At 69.3% G+C, this 18,013-nt stretch carries 19 protein-coding genes and 1 pseudogene; 10 read left to right on the forward strand and 10 right to left on the reverse strand.

Annotated features, from left to right (window positions below; all coding sequences use genetic code 11):
• Window positions 1–26: 26 nt before the first annotated feature.
• The 8 genes from GSI01S_RS02365 to GSI01S_RS02395 all read left to right on the forward strand — a co-directional run bounded on the left by GSI01S_RS02365 (window position 27) and on the right by GSI01S_RS02395 (window position 6,570).
• Window positions 27–494, forward strand: coding sequence for an urease subunit beta (locus tag GSI01S_RS02365; protein ID WP_006894744.1), 468 nt, complete (start codon window positions 27–29; stop codon window positions 492–494).
• On the forward strand, window positions 494–1,372 hold the full coding sequence (locus tag GSI01S_RS20750; RefSeq protein WP_006894745.1) for an urease subunit alpha: 879 nt from the start codon (window positions 494–496) through the stop codon (window positions 1,370–1,372). Before GSI01S_RS02365 ends, GSI01S_RS20750 begins: the two co-directional genes overlap by 1 nt.
• On the forward strand, window positions 1,369–2,214 hold the full coding sequence (locus GSI01S_RS20755; RefSeq protein WP_006894746.1) for an urease subunit alpha: 846 nt from the start codon (window positions 1,369–1,371) through the stop codon (window positions 2,212–2,214). The genes GSI01S_RS20750 and GSI01S_RS20755 overlap by 4 nt, the downstream gene beginning before the upstream one ends.
• A 53-nt stretch (window positions 2,215–2,267) precedes the next feature.
• Window positions 2,268–2,876 carry an urease accessory protein UreE gene (locus GSI01S_RS02375; protein WP_006894747.1) on the forward strand — a complete coding sequence of 203 codons (609 nt, stop codon included), beginning with the start codon at window positions 2,268–2,270 and terminating at the stop codon, window positions 2,874–2,876.
• Window positions 2,863–3,588, forward strand: coding sequence for an urease accessory protein UreF (locus tag GSI01S_RS02380; RefSeq protein WP_233500102.1), 726 nt, complete (start codon window positions 2,863–2,865; stop codon window positions 3,586–3,588). The genes GSI01S_RS02375 and GSI01S_RS02380 overlap by 14 nt, the downstream gene beginning before the upstream one ends.
• Window positions 3,589–3,595: 7 nt before the next feature.
• Window positions 3,596–4,222 carry an urease accessory protein UreG gene (ureG, locus tag GSI01S_RS02385; RefSeq protein ID WP_006894749.1) on the forward strand — a complete coding sequence of 209 codons (627 nt, stop codon included), beginning with the start codon at window positions 3,596–3,598 and terminating at the stop codon, window positions 4,220–4,222.
• Window positions 4,223–4,230: 8 nt separating this feature from the next.
• Window positions 4,231–5,145 carry an urease accessory protein UreD gene (locus tag GSI01S_RS02390; protein WP_006894750.1) on the forward strand — a complete coding sequence of 305 codons (915 nt, stop codon included), beginning with the start codon at window positions 4,231–4,233 and terminating at the stop codon, window positions 5,143–5,145.
• An 87-nt stretch (window positions 5,146–5,232) separates the two neighbouring features.
• On the forward strand, window positions 5,233–6,570 hold the full coding sequence (locus tag GSI01S_RS02395; protein ID WP_006894751.1) for an ammonium transporter: 1,338 nt from the start codon (window positions 5,233–5,235) through the stop codon (window positions 6,568–6,570).
• Here GSI01S_RS02395 and GSI01S_RS02400 read toward each other — a convergent pair.
• The 5 genes and pseudogenes from GSI01S_RS02400 to GSI01S_RS02420 all read right to left on the reverse strand — a co-directional run bounded on the left by GSI01S_RS02400 (window position 6,510) and on the right by GSI01S_RS02420 (window position 11,483).
• A complete protein-coding gene (locus GSI01S_RS02400) occupies window positions 6,510–7,190 on the reverse strand; it encodes an ABC transporter ATP-binding protein (RefSeq protein WP_006894752.1) in 681 nt (226 codons plus the stop codon). The two genes, GSI01S_RS02395 and GSI01S_RS02400, sit on opposite strands and share 61 nt — an antisense overlap.
• Complete coding sequence (locus GSI01S_RS02405) at window positions 7,187–8,017, reverse strand: ATP-binding cassette domain-containing protein (RefSeq protein WP_006894753.1); 831 nt, start codon at window positions 8,015–8,017, stop codon at window positions 7,187–7,189. The genes GSI01S_RS02400 and GSI01S_RS02405 overlap by 4 nt, the downstream gene beginning before the upstream one ends.
• On the reverse strand, window positions 8,014–8,838 hold the full coding sequence (locus GSI01S_RS02410; RefSeq protein ID WP_006894754.1) for an ABC transporter permease: 825 nt from the start codon (window positions 8,836–8,838) through the stop codon (window positions 8,014–8,016). The genes GSI01S_RS02405 and GSI01S_RS02410 overlap by 4 nt, the downstream gene beginning before the upstream one ends.
• Window positions 8,835–9,889 (reverse strand): annotated as a pseudogene (locus GSI01S_RS02415) (ABC transporter permease). Before GSI01S_RS02415 ends, GSI01S_RS02410 begins: the two are co-directional and overlap by 4 nt.
• A gap of 4 nt (window positions 9,890–9,893) precedes the next feature.
• Window positions 9,894–11,483 (reverse strand): ABC transporter substrate-binding protein, encoded by a 1,590-nt coding sequence (locus GSI01S_RS02420; RefSeq protein ID WP_039866726.1) that lies wholly within the window; start codon window positions 11,481–11,483, stop codon window positions 9,894–9,896.
• A gap of 178 nt (window positions 11,484–11,661) precedes the next feature.
• Here GSI01S_RS02420 and GSI01S_RS02425 point away from each other — a divergent pair, with 178 nt between their 5' ends.
• Window positions 11,662–12,120 (forward strand): ArsR/SmtB family transcription factor, encoded by a 459-nt coding sequence (locus tag GSI01S_RS02425; RefSeq protein WP_006894757.1) that lies wholly within the window; start codon window positions 11,662–11,664, stop codon window positions 12,118–12,120.
• Here GSI01S_RS02425 and GSI01S_RS02430 read toward each other — a convergent pair.
• Together GSI01S_RS02430 and GSI01S_RS02435 are read right to left on the reverse strand one after the other, a co-directional pair.
• Window positions 12,057–12,410 carry a fluoride efflux transporter FluC gene (locus GSI01S_RS02430; RefSeq protein ID WP_006894758.1) on the reverse strand — a complete coding sequence of 118 codons (354 nt, stop codon included), beginning with the start codon at window positions 12,408–12,410 and terminating at the stop codon, window positions 12,057–12,059. The genes GSI01S_RS02425 and GSI01S_RS02430 overlap by 64 nt on opposite strands.
• Entirely contained in the window at window positions 12,407–12,850 is a 444-nt protein-coding gene (locus GSI01S_RS02435; RefSeq protein WP_006894759.1) for a FluC/FEX family fluoride channel, read from the reverse strand. The genes GSI01S_RS02430 and GSI01S_RS02435 overlap by 4 nt, the downstream gene beginning before the upstream one ends.
• Window positions 12,851–12,987: 137 nt before the next feature.
• Here GSI01S_RS02435 and GSI01S_RS02440 point away from each other — a divergent pair, with 137 nt between their 5' ends.
• Window positions 12,988–14,448, forward strand: coding sequence for a carboxylesterase/lipase family protein (locus GSI01S_RS02440; protein WP_051999585.1), 1,461 nt, complete (start codon window positions 12,988–12,990; stop codon window positions 14,446–14,448).
• 33 nt (window positions 14,449–14,481) lie between these two features.
• Here GSI01S_RS02440 and GSI01S_RS02445 read toward each other — a convergent pair whose 3' ends face one another.
• The 3 genes from GSI01S_RS02445 to GSI01S_RS02455 form a co-directional block, all read right to left on the reverse strand.
• Window positions 14,482–16,119, reverse strand: coding sequence for an alpha/beta hydrolase (locus GSI01S_RS02445; RefSeq protein WP_006894761.1), 1,638 nt, complete (start codon window positions 16,117–16,119; stop codon window positions 14,482–14,484).
• Complete coding sequence (locus GSI01S_RS02450; RefSeq protein ID WP_006894762.1) at window positions 16,116–16,403, reverse strand: hypothetical protein; 288 nt, start codon at window positions 16,401–16,403, stop codon at window positions 16,116–16,118. The genes GSI01S_RS02445 and GSI01S_RS02450 overlap by 4 nt, the downstream gene beginning before the upstream one ends.
• 107 nt (window positions 16,404–16,510) lie before the next feature.
• Complete coding sequence (locus GSI01S_RS02455) at window positions 16,511–18,004, reverse strand: FAD-dependent oxidoreductase (RefSeq protein WP_006894763.1); 1,494 nt, start codon at window positions 18,002–18,004, stop codon at window positions 16,511–16,513.
• Window positions 18,005–18,013 lie beyond the last annotated feature (9 nt).

Below are 18,013 nucleotides of genomic sequence, written 5' to 3' on the forward strand. Positions count from 1 at the left end.
GGCGAGCTTACGAAGGGTAGCGCAGCATGGCCTCGGAGAATTCGACGAACGACGATGGGGTGCCCTCGGGAGTCCCGGTGGGCGGGTACGTCCTGCGGGACGAGCCGATCGAGCTCAACGTCGGGCGGCCCCGACAGAAGATCACCGTGCGCAACACCGGTGACCGGCCGGTCCAGGTCGGATCACACTTCCACTTCACGGAGGCGAACCGGGCACTCGAGTTCGATCGGCCCGCCACCTTCGGATGGCGCCTGGACATTCCGGCGGGCACCGCGGTGCGATTCGAGCCGGGCGACGAACAGGACGTGACGCTGGTTCCGTTCGCCGGCAAGAGCCGGGTGTACGGGTTCAACGGCATCGTCAACGGCTGGGCTCCGGTGCGCGACGTCTACCGGCCGCGCTATCAGCACGTGGTGGACCTGCTCGAGCAGCGAGGCTTCAAGTCCGCGCCACAGCCCGCACAAGCCCGTACGTCAGAAATTGAGGACAAGTGATGACCAGCATTTCTCGGAAGGATTACTCGGGACTCTTCGGTCCGGTCGCCGGCGACAAGATCCGCCTCGGCAACACCGATCTGTACGTCGAGGTGGAGAAGGACCTCCGGGTCATCGGAGACGAAGCCATCTACGGCGGAGGCAAGACGCTGCGCGACGGTATGGGCCAGGACCCGTCGTCGACGAGCGACACCGGCGCCCTCGACATCGTCATCACCAACGTCGTCATCATCGACGCCGAACTGGGCGTGGTGAAGGCCGACGTCGGTATCAAGGACGGCAAGATCGCCGGTATCGGCAAGGCGGGCAACGCGTCCACCATGCACGGAGTCACGCCGGGCCTGATCACCGGGCCGGCCACCGATGCGATCTCCGGCGAGCAGTTGATCCTCACCGCGGCGGGCCTCGACTCGCACGTCCACATGATCTCGCCGCAGCAGTCGTACACCGCACTGTCCGGCGGCATCACCACGCTGATCGGCGGCGGCGTCGGTCCCACCGACGGAACCAACGGCACCACGATCACCTCCGGCGCATGGAATCTGGAGATGATGCTCAAGGCCAACGAAGGTCTGCCGGTGAATGTCCTGCACTGCGGCAAGGGCAACTCGTCGCGGCGTCCGCCGATCGAGGAGCAGCTGCTCGCCGGGGCGGGCGGTCTCAAGATCCACGAGGACTGGGGTTCCACACCGGAGGCGATCAAGACGGCGCTGGCCGTCGCCGACGATTACGACATCCAGGTGGCGATCCACACCGACACGCTGAACGAGGCCGGCTACGTCGAGGACACACCATCGCCGCATTCGACGGCCGGACGATTCACACCTATCACTAGGAGGGCGCGGGCGGCGGTCACGCGCCCGACCTGCTCCGCGTGACCGCGGAACGCAATGTGCTGCCCGCGTCCACCAACCCGACGCTGCCCTACGGGATCAACTCGCAGGCGGAGCTGTTCGACATGATCATGGTCTGCCACAACCTGAATCCGCTGGTGCCGTCCGACGTCGCCTTCGCCGAGAGCCGCGTCCGCGCCGAGACGATCGGCGCAGAGAACGTGCTGCACGACATGGGCGTCATCTCGATCGTGTCGAGCGACTCGCAGGCGATGGGCCGGATCGGCGAGAACTGGCTGCGCACCGTTCAGATGGCTGACGCGATGAAGCGGTCCCGCGGCAAGCTGCCCGAGGACGCGCCGGGCAACGACAACTTCCGCGTGCTCCGCTACGTCGCCAAGGTGACGATCAATCCGGCGATCACCTTCGGTCTGGCCCACTCGGTCGGTTCGATCGCCCCGGGCAAGATGGCCGACCTGGTGCTGTGGGAGCCGGCCTTCTTCGGCGCCAAGCCCCGCACCGTCATCAAGGGCGGAGTGATCAACTGGCATGCGATGGGTGATCCGAACGCGTCCCTGCCGACCCCGCAGCCGGTGATGTACCGCCCGATGTACGGCGCCTACGGGAAGACCCTGCAGGAGACGTCCGCGACCTTCGTCTCCAAGGCGGCGTACGAGTCGGGGATCGCCGAACGGTACGGACTCGAACGCCAGGTGATCCCCGTCCAGGACACCCGTGAGATCAGCAAGGACAACATGGTCCGCAACGACTACATACCCGACATCGAGGTGAATCCCGAGACCTTCGCGGTCACCGTCGACGGCGAGCACGCGTACGTCGAACCGGCCACCCACATCAGTCTCAACCAGCTGTACTTCTTCAGCTGAACTTCATCAGCTGACCGCACCCGCTACCGACCGCATTACGGAGGCAACTCTTCATGAAAAGTCCGGCGACCGGGCTCAACGTCGTGGAGTCGATTCTCGGCAACGAGCACGACGACGAATGGAAGGCGCGGTTGGCCGACGCCGACTGCGACTACGTCTTCCTCGACCAGTGGGAGGCGCAGAAGTCGCGGCTGTGGCGGACCACCGCCAACGGCGACGAGGTGGCCGTGTCGCTGGACCGCGGCGTGCAGCTCCGCGACGGCGACGTGCTCGAATACGACGAGGACGCAAAGACCGCGATCATCGCCCGGATCACCCTTCAGGACGTGATGGAGGTGGACCTGAGCCAGGTGGCTGGACGCGACGAGAACACCGTGATCCAGACCTGTCTGGAGCTGGGGCATGCGATCGGCAACCCGCACTGGCCCGCCGTGGTCAAGGGCGTCAAGGTGTACGTGCCGCTCACCGTCGCGCAGCCGGTGATGAACTCGGTGATGCGCACGCACGCACTCGAGGGCGTGGTGCACCGGTTCATCCCCGGCGCCGAGGTGATCCCGTACATCGCGCCGCACGAGGCTCGACGGCTGTTCGGCGGTGCGGCCCGCGAGGGCGGGGGCCACACCCACACGCATCCGCACGGCCACGCCGGTGACGACCACTGACGTGACCGAGACCGGCGCCGTCCCCGACATCACCCGCTTCATGCGGGCGATGCAGTTCTCCGACACGATGCTGCCGGTCGGCTCGTTCTCCTTCTCCAACGGCCTGGAGACGGCCGTCGCCGAAGGCCTGGTCACCGACGCCGAGAGCCTGCGGCAGTTCGTGCAGGTGTGCGTGAAGCAGGGAGCGTCCTGCGACGGCATCGCCGTGCTGCACGCGCACCGCGCCGCGCTCGCCTGCGACGACGCGGGGCTCGCGGATGCCGACTTCGCGGTGATCGAGCGCAAGCTCAACGAGGAGGGCCGCGTCATGGTGACGCGGATGGGCCGCAAGCTCGCCGAACTGGGACTCCGTCTGGCGCCGGAGTCGGCGCCGATCGCCGACTGGCTCGAGCGGATCAAATCGGGCGAGGTGCCCGGCACCTATCCCGCCACCCGGGCCCTGGTGCTCGCCGAAATCGGTGCCGGCGAACAGGAGTCGTTCGGCATCCACCAGTACGGCGTCGCCGCGACCGTGGTGGGAGCGGCGCTGCGGGTGGTTCGCGTGGACCACATGGACACCCAGCAGATCCTCTTCGATGTCGGCGCGACCGCCGACGAGGACTACCACGCGGTGAAAGACCTGAGCTTGGACGACATGTCCACGTTCGCTCCCATGCTCGACATCTTCGCGTCGATCCACGTCCGATCGCACGTACGCATGTTCATGAATTGAGGACCCAATGAAGAAGACCACTCGCATCGGCGTCGGCGGACCCGTCGGCTCGGGCAAGACGGCACTGCTGGAGGCGATCACGCCGCACTTCGTGGAGCGCGGCACCAGCGTGCTGATCATCACCAACGACGTCGTCACCACCGAGGACGCCAAGCACGTGCAGAAGGCGCTCAAAGGGGTGCTCATCGAGGAGCGGATCGTCGGCGTCGAGACCGGCGCGTGCCCGCACACCGCGGTGCGGGAGGACCCGAGCATGAACCTGGCCGCGGTCGAGGAGATGGAGGCGACCTTCCCCGACGCCGACATCGTGTTCATCGAGAGCGGCGGCGACAACCTGACGCTCACCTTCAGCCCGGCCCTCGTCGACTTCTTCATCTACGTGATCGACGTGGCCGCCGGCGACAAGATCCCGCGCAAGAACGGTCCGGGCATCGCGCAGTCGGACATCCTCGTCATCAACAAGACCGATCTGGCGCCGTACGTCGGCGCGGATCTGTCGGTGATGGAACGCGATTCGGCCGCGCAGCGCAACGGTAAGCCCTTCGTGTTCACCAACTGCAAGACCGGAGAGGGTGTCGAAGAGGTCGTCGACCTGATCGCCCACGGAGTCCTCTTCGACTCCGTCGGCGGCTGACCGAGGCCGTGGGCGCCGTGGACCTGCCCGAGCTGGCGATCTACCAGGATCAGCCCAGACAGGCCCGGGTGGGCACCCCCGGAAAGATCGGTGCGTTGCGAATGCGATTCGAACAACGGCGTGGCAGAACCGTTCTCGCCGACCTGTACCGCCAGACGCCGCTGCTGGTGCAGCAGGCCCTGTACTGGGACGAGGCCGTCCCCGACATGGCGTGCGTCTGCATCGTCTCCACCTCCGGCGGAGTGGTGCAGGGCGACCGCCTGTCGGTCGACGTCGTGGCCGAGACCGATACGCGCGTCCACATCACCACCCAGTCGGCCACCAAGGTGCAGCAGATGGACGCCAACTACGCCGTGCACGCGCAGACCTTCGTGCTCGGCGATGGGGCCTACGTCGAGTACCTCCCGGGTTCGACGATCCCGCACCGCAACTCGCGGTACGTGGTGACGAGCGACATCGAGATCGCCGAGTCGGCGACCCTGCTGTCCTCGGAGATCGTGCTGTCCGGCCGCAAGCACCACCGCGCCGACGAGGTCTTCGGGTACGACGTCTTCTCCTCGCTGATGAAGGCGCGGCGCCCCGACGGGACGCGGTTGTTCACCGAGAAGATCCTGATCGAACCGCAGCGCAGCCCCATCCGCCACCCCGGCGCCATGGGGCGCTACGACGTGTTCGGCAACGTTGTCGTGCTGACCCCGCCCGAGCACGCCGAGGCCATCCTGGCCCGAGTGCCGACCGGCCTCATCGACGGCGCCTACAGCGGCGCGAGCCGGCTCCCCGGCGACTGCGGACTCATCTTCAAGGTGCTCGGCGTGGAGCGCCAGCCCGTCACCGAACGGGTCCGGGCCTTCTGGTCGATCGTGCGCGAGGAAGTGCTCGGTGCACCGATCGGCCCCGCACAACCGTGGCGGGGCCAGCAGTGACGACGGCCGCGGCTCACCCCGCCCGCGGTTTCGCCAACCCCCTGCAGGAGGAGCCTGCAGACTCCGACAAGCCGAGGAGACGAGTGAATGTCTGAACCTTCAGCGAGCGTGCTGGCCGCCGGAGCGTCCCTGGAAGTGAGTCCGGGTGACACCGGCTGGGTGCTGATCTGCGCGGCCCTGGTGCTGTTCATGACGCCGGGTCTGGCGCTGTTCTATGCGGGCATGGTCAGCAAGCGGAACGTGCTGACGATGATGCAGCAGAACATCGTGCCGATCGGAATCGTCACTCTCACGTGGGTCGTCATCGGATACACCCTGGCGTTCGGGCCGTCGAAGGGCGGTGTCACCGGCGATCTCGAACTGTTCGGGCTCTCGGATCTGGGGTCGGTGCCCACCAACCCGCGTCACGTGGTCGACGCCGCGACGCATCTGGCGATTCCGACGCTCGCCTTCGTCGCCTACCAGATGATGTTCGCGATCATCACACCCGCGCTGATCACCGGCGCGGTGGTCGGCCGGTTGAAGGCCTTCGGGTGGGTGGTGTTCCTGATCGCCTGGTCGGTGGTGGTGTACCCGCCGATCGCGCACTGGCTGTGGAACCCGGACGGCTGGCTGGTGAAGCTCGGAGCACAGGACTGGGCGGGCGGAATGGTGGTGCACGCGTCGGCGGGAGCGGCTGTGGTCGCGTTGCTGCTGGTGCTCGGCAAGCGGAAGGTGTTCGGGAACCGCGCTCCGCTGCCGCACTCGATCCCGTTCGTGATCGTCGGCGCCGGAATCCTGTGGTTCGGCTGGTTCGGGTTCAACGCGGGCGACGGCCTGCGCGCCGACGGGCTCGCCGCGCAGGCCCTGCTGAACACGCACGTCGCCGGTGCGGCGGCCCTGGTGGTCTGGCTGTTCATCGAATGGGTCCTGACCCGCAAGGCCACCGTGCTCGGCGCGGTGACCGGCGGCGTGGCCGGACTGGCGACGATCACTCCCGCGGCCGGATACGTCAGCACCGTCAGCGCGTTGGTCATCGGCGTGCTGGCGGGCGCCGTCTGCCACCTGGCGCTGCGGCTCAAGGACGTCTTCAAGTACGACGACGCGCTCGACGTGATCGCCGTCCACTTCGTCGGCGGCGTGCTCGGCACCCTCGCCGTCGGTTTCTTCGGCAGCCGTGAGATCAACGACTCGGGCCACGACGGGCTGTTCTTCGGCGGCGGCGGGACACTCCTCGGACACCAGGTGGTGGCACTGCTGGCGGTCATCGGCTACTCGTTCGTCCTGACACTGATCATCGCGCTTCTCATCAAGTGGACGGTCGGGCTGCGGGTGGACCCGGCCGACGAGGACCGCATGGACGAGGTGGAACAGGGGGCCTGCGCCTACAACGACGACGAGTCGGTGACGGGTTCCACGTCGGTCCGGCCGACGGCCGGCAGCTGACCCGCAGCGTCGTCCGACAGGTCCAGCACACACCGGCTGCGCGCTCGCACGAGCGCGCGGCTGTGGCTCACGAGTGCGACGCCGACCCCGTCGCGCGCCAGCGCGCTGATCACCTCGACGACGGCGCGTGCCGAGATCGGGTCGAGCATCGCCGTCGGCTCGTCGCACAGCAGATATCCCGGACGCTGCACGACCACTCGTGCCAGGCAGGCGCGCTGGAGCTGACCGTCGCTCACTTGTGACGGGAACCGGTCGAGAAGATCGAGGGCGAGCCCGGCGCGTTGCGCCGCGACGGCGGCGGTGTCGCGCTCGGCGCGCCTGCCGGCGATCCGCGCCGGTTCGGTGATGGTCTGGGCGAGGGTCCATCGGGGATCGGCCACCTGTCGCGGATGCTGCGCGAGCATGGCGATCGATCCCGGCCTCGGACGGGCCGATCCGTCGTACGTGACCGATCCGCGAGCGGGCCGGACCAGGCCGGCGAGAGCCCGCAGCAGCGTGGTCTTGCCGCTGCCCGACCGCCCGAGGACACCGGTGATCGAGCCGGGACGGACGTCGACGTCCACGTCGCTCACCACCTCGACACCGTCGTAGCAGACGGTCACACCCTTCGCCTCGATCACCGGACCTCCTGCAGGAACTGCGCGATGTACTCGTCGTCGGTCAGTCGCGTCGTCGCGTCCGCAGAGTACGCAGCGTCCGCCGCGTCCGACGCCGACGTGGAGGCGAGGCCGTCGAACTCGCCGGCTGAGAACCGGGCGAGCAGTCGGCCCTCGCGCATCACGGCGATCGCATCGCAGACGCCGACCTGCCGGAGGGTCTCGATGTCGTGGGTGACGACGAGGACGCCCGCGCCGTCGGCCGCGGCTCCGGCGAGCAACCGCCAGGTCGCCGCGGCCAACTCGGGGTCGAGCGCCGAGGTCGGCTCGTCGGCGACGAGGACTCGCGGCCGGCCCGCGACGGCCGCGGCTATCGCCGCACGCTGCGCCATCCCGCCGGACACCTCGTGCGGATACCGGTCCAGCGCCCACGCCGGATACGCGACCGCGTCGGCCAGTTCACGGACCGAGCGGTCCGCGCCCAGTACCGTCACCGTCTCGGACAAGTGGCTTCCGATGGTCCGCACCGGCGTGAAGCTCGTGGCCGGCGACTGCGGGACCAGGCCCACCTCTCGTCCGCGTACCCGATGCCACGCCGAGTCGCGAGGGTCCAGCGTGCGGTCGCCGATCCGCACGCGTCCGGTGGCGACCGAGCCGACGGGGAGCAGTTCGCACAGAGCCGAGGCGACCATCGACTTGCCGCAGCCGGATTCGCCGATCAGCGCCGTGACCGTGCCGGGTGCGAGTTCGAGCGAGACGTCGTCGAGCACGCGCACCGCAGTGCGCCGCCGGCCCCGGTCCGCGGATACGTCCACCGTGACGCCGGCCAGGGAGGCGACCGCGGCCGTCACCAGACGCTCCCGGCCGGCGGTCGGTGACGCCGCGCCACCAGTGTTCCCAGGCGCGTCACCGCGAGCGCGGTGGCGATCAGCGCCAGCCCCGGCACCACCAGCGTCCACCACGCACCGGTGAGCACGTCGCCGCGGGCGTCGTCGAGCAGGGTGCCCAGGCTCGCCCGATCCGGCGACAGACCCACGCCGAGGAACGACAGTGTGGTCTCGTGCCAGACCGCGTGGGGCAGAAGCACCACCATCGCGACCAGGGCCTGCCCGGTCACCGCGGGCACCATGTGCCGGGTGGCGATGAAAGTGCGGCCCGCGCCCGCGAGCCGCGCCGACTCGATCCATCCCGCGGTCTGCAGACTCAGGAGTTCGGCGCGGACCACACGAGCCACCGCGGGCCAGTGGGTCAGCGCGATGGACGCGATGATCGCGAGCGGGGCGCCCCGCCACATCGCGGCGATGACCACCCCGAGCACCAGATGGGGAAGGGCGTTGACACCGTCGACCAACCGCATGGTCAACGCGTCGAACCAGCCGCCGAAAGCGGCCGCTCCCACGCCGACGGCGATGCCGATGGCGGTCGACACCAGGGCGCAGATCGCGGCGATGAGCAGGGAGATCTGCAGGCCCTGAGCGGTCCGGATCGCCAGATCGTGGCCCGAATGATCGGATCCGAGCAGGAAATCGTGTCCGGGCGCGGTCAGCGCTCGCGCGAAGTCGGGCTGCTGCGGGCCCGCGACGAGCGGCGCGATCACCACGACGGCGACGGCCGCCAGGCCCGCCGCCAGCCATCCGGTCCGGCCGGGGCGCAGCTTCACTCGCCCGATCATGCGGTGAGCCCGATCCTCGGGTCGATCCAGGCGGCGGCCGCATCCGACAGCGCCGAGCCGACGATGACCAGCACCGCCGATCCCAGGGTGAGCGCGGCGAGCAGCGGGAAGTCGAGTGCGACGGCCGAATCGACGAGTGCCTTCGCCAGTCCGGGCCAGCCGAAGACGGTCTCGACGATCGCGGCGCCCGCGATCAGTTCGGGCAGCCGGGTCCCGATCAGTGCGAGCGTCGGCAGCACCGACACCGGGAGCACGTGGCCGCGCAGCAGCCGCATCCCGCTGATCCCGCGCGCACGCGCCGCGAGGACGGCATCCGAGCCCGTCGCCTCGACCACCGAGGCCCGGGTGGTCAACAGCAGCCACGGGATCATCGACACGGTCAGCGCCACCGTCGGCAGCACGCCGTGCGCGAGCAGATCCGACGGCGAGTAGCGGTTGCCCGGGGTTCGCGCACCCGAGGACGCGAACCAGCTCAGACCGACGGCGAAGACGGTGACCAGCACCAGCGAAACCACGAACGGCGGGACGGCGGCGAGAACGGTGGCGCCCGCGGTGCAGCATCGGTCGAGCAGTCCGCCCCTCCGCATGCCCGCCACGGTCCCGACCGACAGTGAGATCACGGTCGCCAGCGTCAAGCTCACCGCGGCCATGCCGAAGGTGAAGGGCAGGCGTTCGGTGAGCGCCGTCGCGACCGGCTGGGACAGCGTCGAGGACCAGCCGAGGTCGCCGCTGAGTACATCGCGCACCACTGCCACCACGCCGACCACCAGCTCTGATCGACGTGATAGGCGGCGACGGTGGCCTCACGCTGAGCCTGCGTCGCGCTCTGATACCTGCTGCCCAGATACGCGGTGAGGGGATCGAACGGTGATGCCGCGGCCAGCGCGAAGATGCCGAGCGAGATGAGGCCGACGGTCGGGACCCCGATGAGGGCGCGGCGCACGAGCAGTCGGCCCGCGCGGCGCGTCCGGGATCGGCCGGCGCGCGGTTCGGGCGGTTCGTCGATCGGGGCCGGTCGCCGTACGGCGGGCCGGTTCGGCGCGATGGTCATCGTCTCACCGCCGCCAGGACGGCAGGTTCCACCACGGCCCCCACACCACCCCGTGAGCATGCGGTTCCAGCACCGGGGGATCGTAGCGCCAGCCGTCGTCGCGAACGGCGTAGGTGTGATGGACGAAGGCGAGGAACACCGAGGACGGCACCTCCCGGTACAGCCGCTGGATCTCGCGGTAGCGGGCTTCGTTCGCCGGCCCCGGAGCGCTCGCGCGCGCCTGTTCGAGCAGGCGGTCCATCTCCGGAGAGCCGAAGTCGCCTGGATTGGAGAACGGCGACGCACCGGGCGTCCGGGTGTGCAGTGCGGAGTAGACCTGGGAATCGATTCTGTACAGGAACTCGCCGCCGGCCAGGAGCACCGCGTCGTCGGCGAGCCGGGATTCGGTCTCGTCCCAGCTGGCGCCGTGCGGATCCACGGAGATCCCGACGCGTTTCACCGCGGCGGCGAACGCGACCGCCAGGTCGCGACGGAGGGTGTCGTCGGCGGGGTAGAGCAGTGTGAACTCGGCCTTGTCGCCGCCGCGCCGGCGGACGCCCGACGGCCCGCGGACCCACCCGGCGCGGTCGAGGATCGTGCCCGCGCGAGCGACGTCGACCGTGAACTGGGCGGCGGGCTCGTAGTTCTCGCCGTAGACCGCCGAGATCGGGGTGGCGGCAGGGGCGCCTCGACCGCCGAGCACATCGTCGACCAGCGCACGGCGATCGACCGCGAGATTCATCGCGAGCCGGGCGGCGACGTCCGCCGTGAACGCGTTCTGCGAGGGCAGACTCACGCTGCGCCAGTCGGCGGAGTCGGCGTCGACCACCGTGACGCCGGATCGGTCCGCCAGACTGTTCGCGAGTTTGGGCGGCAGGTTCGCTCCCGACACCTCGCCGCTGACGATCCGTTGCGCCCGGGCGTTGTCGTCGGGCGTGTAGGTGTAGACCACCTTCTTCAGGGCGGGCGCCGACCCCCAGTAGTCCTCGCGCGCGACGAAGACCGCTTGATCGGGCTGCAGGGATTCGAGTCGGTACGGGCCGGTGCCCACCGGATGCCTGCCGATGTCCCAATCCGCGGCCGGACGGTTCTCGACCTTCTCCGAGGGAACGATGCCCAGCAGCAGATACGGTGACGGATCGGCCTCGCCGGTCACGTGGACGGTCACCGCGTGCGGACCTTCGGCCGCGACTTCGGAGATAGGGCCGATCGCCGCGCTCACCGACGAGGCGACCGCGGGGTCGGTGAGCGCGCGGTAGGTGGCGACCACGTCGGCGGAGTCGAGTGCCGAGCCGTCGGAGAATCGGACGTCCTCGCGCAGCGGCAGCCGCCAGACCCCCGGGCTCACCGCGCGCGGGGGCTCACTCGCGAGCGCCGGCACCAGGTCTGGTACCCGGGAGCTGTCCGCTGCCGACGGCCGGAGGAGACCCTCGTAGAGGGGCGAGACGCCGAGTGTCCCGTAGCCGTCGAGGGGGTTGTAGCCGCCGAGCTCGACGGCGTCGGCGAGGACGATCTGGCCGGTGCCTCCGGCGTCGGACGACGTGCACCCGGCGAGGCCGAGGACGAGAGCCGGAACGAGGACGAGGGCGGGACACAGGAGGCGGCTGGTGCGCATGGAGCTGTGCCTGACGTCGAAGGAGGACGGGACATGTGTGTGAACTGACATATGTCGAATTGAACGTGTATCAGAGATTCGGCGGCGCGGCCGGATTCGCGGAAACGATCGACGGACCCGTCGCGGGCGCGGCCCCGACCGTGATGGAATGACCACACGAGTTCGAGAGGAAATGCGCATGGCGGAACGGTCTGCGCAGTCGCGGGAGCGGCTGACGCCGAGACAGATCGAGATCTGGTCGACCCGTTTCGCTCTTCTCGGTGATCCCACCCGCCTCGCGCTCCTGGTGGAGATGCATCGCAAGCCCGATCTGGCGGTGGCCGAACTCGCCGAGCGCGTGGGGATCACCGAGAACGCGGCATCGCAGTCGCTCCGTGCCCTCCGCGACAGCGGGTGGGTGCGGACCGCCCGGGCCGGGCGCCGCGTGCGCTACTCGATGATCGACGACGCCGTGGTGCACCAGATCCTGCACGACGTAGTCGGGATCGCCCACGTACACGGCCATCCGCAGCGCGCGACATCCGGGCGCGGGCGGCGACTGACGTCGCGAGGTCCCCGACACCCGCCGGTCGCTCACAGGGTCAGGGCCAGCCCCAGCAGGCACGCGACCACCGACCCGGCGAGAGTCGACGCCTGATAGATCACCGCGCGGGGTGTCAGACCGAAGAACAGGGTCTCGTACATCGAGGTGGAGAACGTGGTGAACCCGCCGCAGAAGCCGGTGGCGATGATGACGTTCCAGTTCGAGTCGAGCGAACCGGTGGTCGCCCACCCGGCGATCAGACCGATGAGCAGTGAACCCAGGATGTTGATGATGGCGGTCGGACCGATCGCGGTGGTCAGCTTGCGTGTGCGCATCAGCGCGTCGAGGACGAAGCGGGTCACGGCGCCGAGCCCGCCGCCGACCATCATGGCGAGGACGATCACGGTGTCGCCTCCGCGGGCTGCGGGACGCACCGGCGCGCGGCGGCGACCCCCACCGCCACCGCGATCAGTCCGATGAAGACGCTCGCCGCGGCGTACCCGGCAGCCAGATACGGGAAACCGTCACGACCGAGGTCGGAGAGGTCCAGGGCGAAGGAACTGTAGGTGGTGAGGCTGCCGCAGAAGCCGGTGCCGACCCCGAGCCGGATCTTCTTGCGAAGACCCGCGTCCGGCCCCAGTCGCAGCAGCAACTGCAGCAGGAAACCGAGAATCAGTGCGCCGGCGATGTTGACGGTGAAGATGTCCCACGGCCACCGCCCCTTGCCCGACGGCAGATTCTCCTCGGCGAGCCAGCGGACGAAGGTGCCGGCCATTCCGCCGAGGAACACCCAGATCACGCCGGTGCCGCGCAAGGCGTCCGGTACGTGCATGCGCTCTGACATGTCGGTCCCTCACCCCGTAGCTGTCGTGAACAAGCGAATCCTATAAGACGTGAGGCCGGTTTCGGCCGAAGCCGCCGACCTCGAATCCGGCTCGCGCGCAACGGGTGACCGACCGCCGCGCCGGGTAGCGTGGACATGTGACCCACACCTCATCTGCACGCGGCGGTGCGTCCGGACTTCCGAGCGACGGTTCCCCGGTGGTCTCGACCACCACCGGGCGTGTCCGCGGAAGGATCCGCGGCGGCGTCGCCGCGTTCCTCGGAATCCCTTACGCCGCACCGCCCGTCGGGGCCGCCGCCTTTCAGGAACCGCGTCCGCACGAGCCGTGGGACGGCGTCCGCGACGCCACCTCCTACGGTCCCACCGCACCACAGGTCGGGTATCCGGCACCGATAGCCGCGATCCTCGACAACGTCGTCGAACTCGGCGACGACTATCTGAACCTGAACGTGTGGACTCCGGATCCTTCGTCCGAAGGTCGACTGCCGGTGATGGTCTGGATCCACGGCGGTGCCTTCGCCCGAGGATCGAACCGGATCGCGATCTATGCCGGCGACACGTTCGCGCGTGACGGTGTGGTGTGCGTCGGCGTCAACTACCGTCTGGGAGTTCCGGGATTCGGCGCCTTCCCGGACGCGCCGGACGACCGGGGACTGCTCGATCAGATCGCGGCGCTGGAGTGGGTGCGCGACAACATCGCCGCCTTCGGCGGCGATCCGGCGAACGTGACGATCTTCGGTGAGTCTGCGGGGGCGATGAGTGTCGCGTCGCTGCTGTCGTCACCACGGGTCACCGGCCTGTTCGGGCGGGCCGCGATGCAGAGCGGCAACGGCATCACGGTGGCCGACGTCGACGACGCCCGGAAGGTGACCGCGCGACTCGCCGAGCGGCTCGGAGTCCCCCATGCCGCAGCCGCGTTCGGCGAGATACCGACGGCGGATCTGCTGAAGGCGCAGACTCAGGCGGTCCTCGAGTTCACGATGAACCCCGACCCGGAGATCTGGGGCAAGACCGTCACCGACATCGGCATGGGCATCATGAACATTTTCCCGGTCCTCGACGGCGAGATCTTGCCCGACATTCCGCAGAATCGGATAGCCGACGGCGCGGGCGCGGGGATCGGGCTGCTCGCCGGCTGGAACGCCACCGAGTTCCGGTTCTTCTTCGCTCCGACCGGAGTGCTCGAGGCGGCGACTCCCGAGATGGCGCGGGCGATGCTCTCACGTGCCGGAATGCCGACCGCACTGCTGGACGAACGGCTCGCCGACGGGGTGAGCGCCGGGGATGCGTTATGCGAGGCGATCACGGCGATCGCCTTCGCCGACCCCACCAGAGCACTCGCCGAACTGCGTCCCGAGTCGCCGACATACCTCTACGAGTTCGCCTGGGAGAGCCCCGTGTGCGACATCCGGGCCGGACACGCCGTCGAGCTGCCCTTCGTCTTCGATCACCTGGAAGCGGCTCACGCGCTCACCGGACCGGACCCGGACCAGTCGGTCGCCGACGCGATGCACGCGGCGTGGGTGCGGTTCGCGAAGACCGGAGATCCCGGATGGGCGCGGCACACCGAAGCCGCCGATCCCCACGTATTCGGCTGAGATCCCGATGGGCCTCCATGGGCCTCGGCGGAGTCATCTTCCGGGCGTCACCAGGCTCAGCCCCTCCTCGATCCATCCGCCGACGACGTCGAGGGCGTCCTGCGCGGCGTCGATATCCGGGGCGCGTTCGATGTACGGGGGCGGACAGCGCCCGGCCACCACGGCGGCCATCGCCCGCATCGCCCCGGAACCCTCGTCGTCGAGATAGCCCGAGTGCGCGGAGCGTCCCGCTACCGGCGTGCCGTCGCTGTAGTTCCCGGTGTCGAGCCGTGTCACACCCGGCGCGGTGTCCGGATCGCCGCCGTGGACCGATGAGCCCATCTGCTGCCAGTACTGGATCGGGTCACCGGGCGGGGTGAGCGAGTACCGCTGGACGTGCGGCTCGGCGTTGTTCCAAGGCCGGTCCTCCACACCGGTGCCCGCCGACGAGGCGTACACCACGCGATCGGATCGCAGCCCCGACTGTTCCGCCGTGCCGACCACGGCTCCGCCGTACGAATGTCCGATGACGGTGGTCTTCAGGTCGAGCCCCGACGCGTCGATCTGCCGGTCGAGCGCCGCGGCGAACTCCACCAGGCCCGGCGCCATCCGGCGTGCGGGCTCGGCGTCGGAGGCGGTGCCCGCGATCGGGCTGAGATCGGCGTCGATCAATTTCTGCGGCAGCGGGCCGTCGGCGTAGACGATCACCGGTGCGCCGCTGGCGTGCGACAGGTTGGCTGCGCGCCGCCGATAGACGTCGACGCTGTGTAACCCGGTTCCGGTGCCGGGGACCAGCACCGCCGCGCCGGTGGCGTCCGCTGTCAGATCTCCGACGAGTTCGATGAACCGGCCGTCTCCCACGTCGCGGAAACCCAGAAAGGTCCGCGGAACCGACCTGCCGGGATGCAGCGGGTCGGGTGCGGGACGCAGGAGGGCGCGCAGCTGTCGGGCTTTCGCACCGTCGCGCCGGCCGGCCGCGACTTCGGCGTCGAGCGTCCGCTGAATCGAGATGGTGTTGGCCTCCGCGCGGTCGGCGAAGTCGATGCCGTTGAGGTTCCCGACAACCTCCGGCACGGAATCGATGAGATTGCGTCGCTGCGCCGGAGCGAGTGATTCCCAGTACCGTTCCACCACGTCCGGCGGCATCAGGTCCAGCAGTCGGCCCGCTTCGGTGGCCTCAGCGTATCCGCCGATCGGGAGGGGCACCACGTTCCCCGACCCGTCGAGGTGCCGCATCAGCATCGTGAGCCTGCCGCTCAGCGCGGTGTCGGCGGCGTCGGCCTCAGTGAGGAGGGCGGTGATCCGCTCGGTGAGATAGTCGGCGTCCGCGCGACGTCGAGGATCCGGGTGGGCGACGGCGCCGTCGTCGCCGATGTTGAAGCCCGAGCTCCGCGCCGTGCGGATCTGGCCGACGATGCGGTCGCGCACCGCGGACAGCCGTCCGTGTCCCTCTCGCGTGGCGTCGGAGAGGTCGACGAGCGTCCGCTCGAATCGATGCAGCGCCGTGACTTCGGCGTCGACGCGGTGCCCGGCACTGGTTCGGGTCACTCCCGACCAGGTCGGATCGAGGTCGAAGGACCGGCGGACGGCATCGGCGGTGTTGGCGACGCTCTCACCGCCGACGTCGAAAGCGGTGGCCGTGGCCAGCAGGGTCTCCGGACGCCATCGGAGAACCTGGGCGACGCCGGTCACCGCGGCCTCCGGAGGGCGGCGAGGTCGGCGGCGCAGGCCCGGTCCGACTCCACCGTCGTCGTGTTGAACTTCTCGAGCGCCGCGGCCGAGCCGGCGAGGTGCCGTGAGAGGGCTGCGGCGGCGTCGTGCACCGCTGCGGCGCACGCTCGCAGTGATTCCGCCGACCGGCTGCCCGCCAGAGACAGATCGCCGGCCTCGCAGTCGAGGCCGGCGATCTCATCGCTGGACCGTCGCCAGAGGGCGACGATGCTGTTCAGTTGATCGGGAGTGATGCCGAATCCCATGGACGCCTCCGAATGATCGAGATGAACTCTTCATTCGTTAGACGCACGCGGAGCTTGTTCGGCTCCATCGTTCATCCACAGGCCGGCGTGGCCCGTCTCCTCTCGGGTCAGGCCGGGACCGGTGCGGTTCCGGGCCGGGGGAGGGCGCCGGCCTCGGCGTCCGCGAGCAGATTCGCCACGGTTTCGCCGGAGTCGGTCTTGTTGGTGCCGATGAATCCGGTCGGGCCGCGCTTGATCCATCCGGTCACGTACAGGCCCGGAATCGCCTCGCCGTTCTCCACCACGCGGCCGGCGACGTTCGCGACCGTGCCCTTCTCGTCGTCGAAGGGCAGACCCGGAACGGGGCGACCGCGGTAACCGATGGCCGTGAGCACCAGACCCGCGTCGATCACCGACTCCTCGTCGCCGCCGGTCTTGACGAACCGGACTCCGGAGGCATGCCCGTCGCCCAGGATCTCCACCGGGGTGAGCCCGAACGACAGCCGGATGAAGGGCTCGGCGGGCTTGCTCCGCTGCGAGATCTCCCGCAGTAGATTCACCTTGGCCGCCACCGTCGGGTCGTCGATGTTCGTCGCGTCGACACCGGACAACTCGGCGGGATCGACCCACACTCGCGCGGGACCGTCGGCGAGGCCGATCAGCTCCGGGAGCGTGAACGCCGCGTGCTCGGGACCGCGGCGCGCCACCACAACCACTTCGCGCAGATTGGATGCGCGCAGTGCCGCCAAGGCGGTGGGATCGATCGTCGTCGGTGCGAGCCGATCGGTGTCGGCGGTGAAGATCCGCGCGACGTCGAGGGCCACGTTGCCGTTGCCGATAACGACCGCTCGCTCGGCCGAGAGATCCGGTGCGGCGTACGCGAAATCGGGGTGGCCGTTGTACCAGCCGACCACCGAGGTGGCGCTCTGCACGCCTTCGCGATCCACACCGGGGATCTGCAACGGCCGGTCGGTGGGTGCTCCGCCCGCCCACAGCACTGCGTGGTGAGCACTGCGGAGCTCGTCGAGCGAGACGTCGCGGCCGATCTCGGTGTTGAGCAGGATCTGGATGTTCGGATGACGCGCGATCTCGTTGAAGAGGTCGGTCACCGTCTTGGTGGACAGGTGATCGGGCGCGACGCCGAAGCGGACCAGACCGAAGGGTTCCGGCAGACGCTCGTACACCGTGACCCTGACCTGGCGATGCTTCAGAAGCTCGTCGGCGGCGTACATGGCCGACGGTCCCGAGCCGACGATCGCGATGCGCAGTTCGTCGGGTGTCGCGCCGCCCAGCGCCGCGGGCTTGACGATGGGCGCCATCGGCAGCCGCCAGTCGGTGCGGACCGGGAAGCGCGTCTCGGTCGGCGCCGGATCCGGGTAGTGACCGGCGTTCACGTCGGCGAAGCGCGCGGCCTCCTCGGGAAGTCGGTGCCCCGGGACGATCGCGCCGACCGGGCACGCGCTGACGCACGCACCGCAGTCGACACACGTCGACGGATCGATGTAGAGCATCTCCGAGATGCCGAAGTCAGGCTCGTCTGGAGTGGGATGAATGCAGTTGACCGGGCATGCGTAGACGCACGAGGCGTCGCCGCAGCAGGCCTGCGTGATGACGTGAGGCACTGTTGTCTG

It is taken from the genome of Gordonia sihwensis NBRC 108236 (assembly GCF_000333035.1).
GTDB classification, from domain to species: Bacteria; Actinomycetota; Actinomycetes; order Mycobacteriales; family Mycobacteriaceae; genus Gordonia; species Gordonia sihwensis.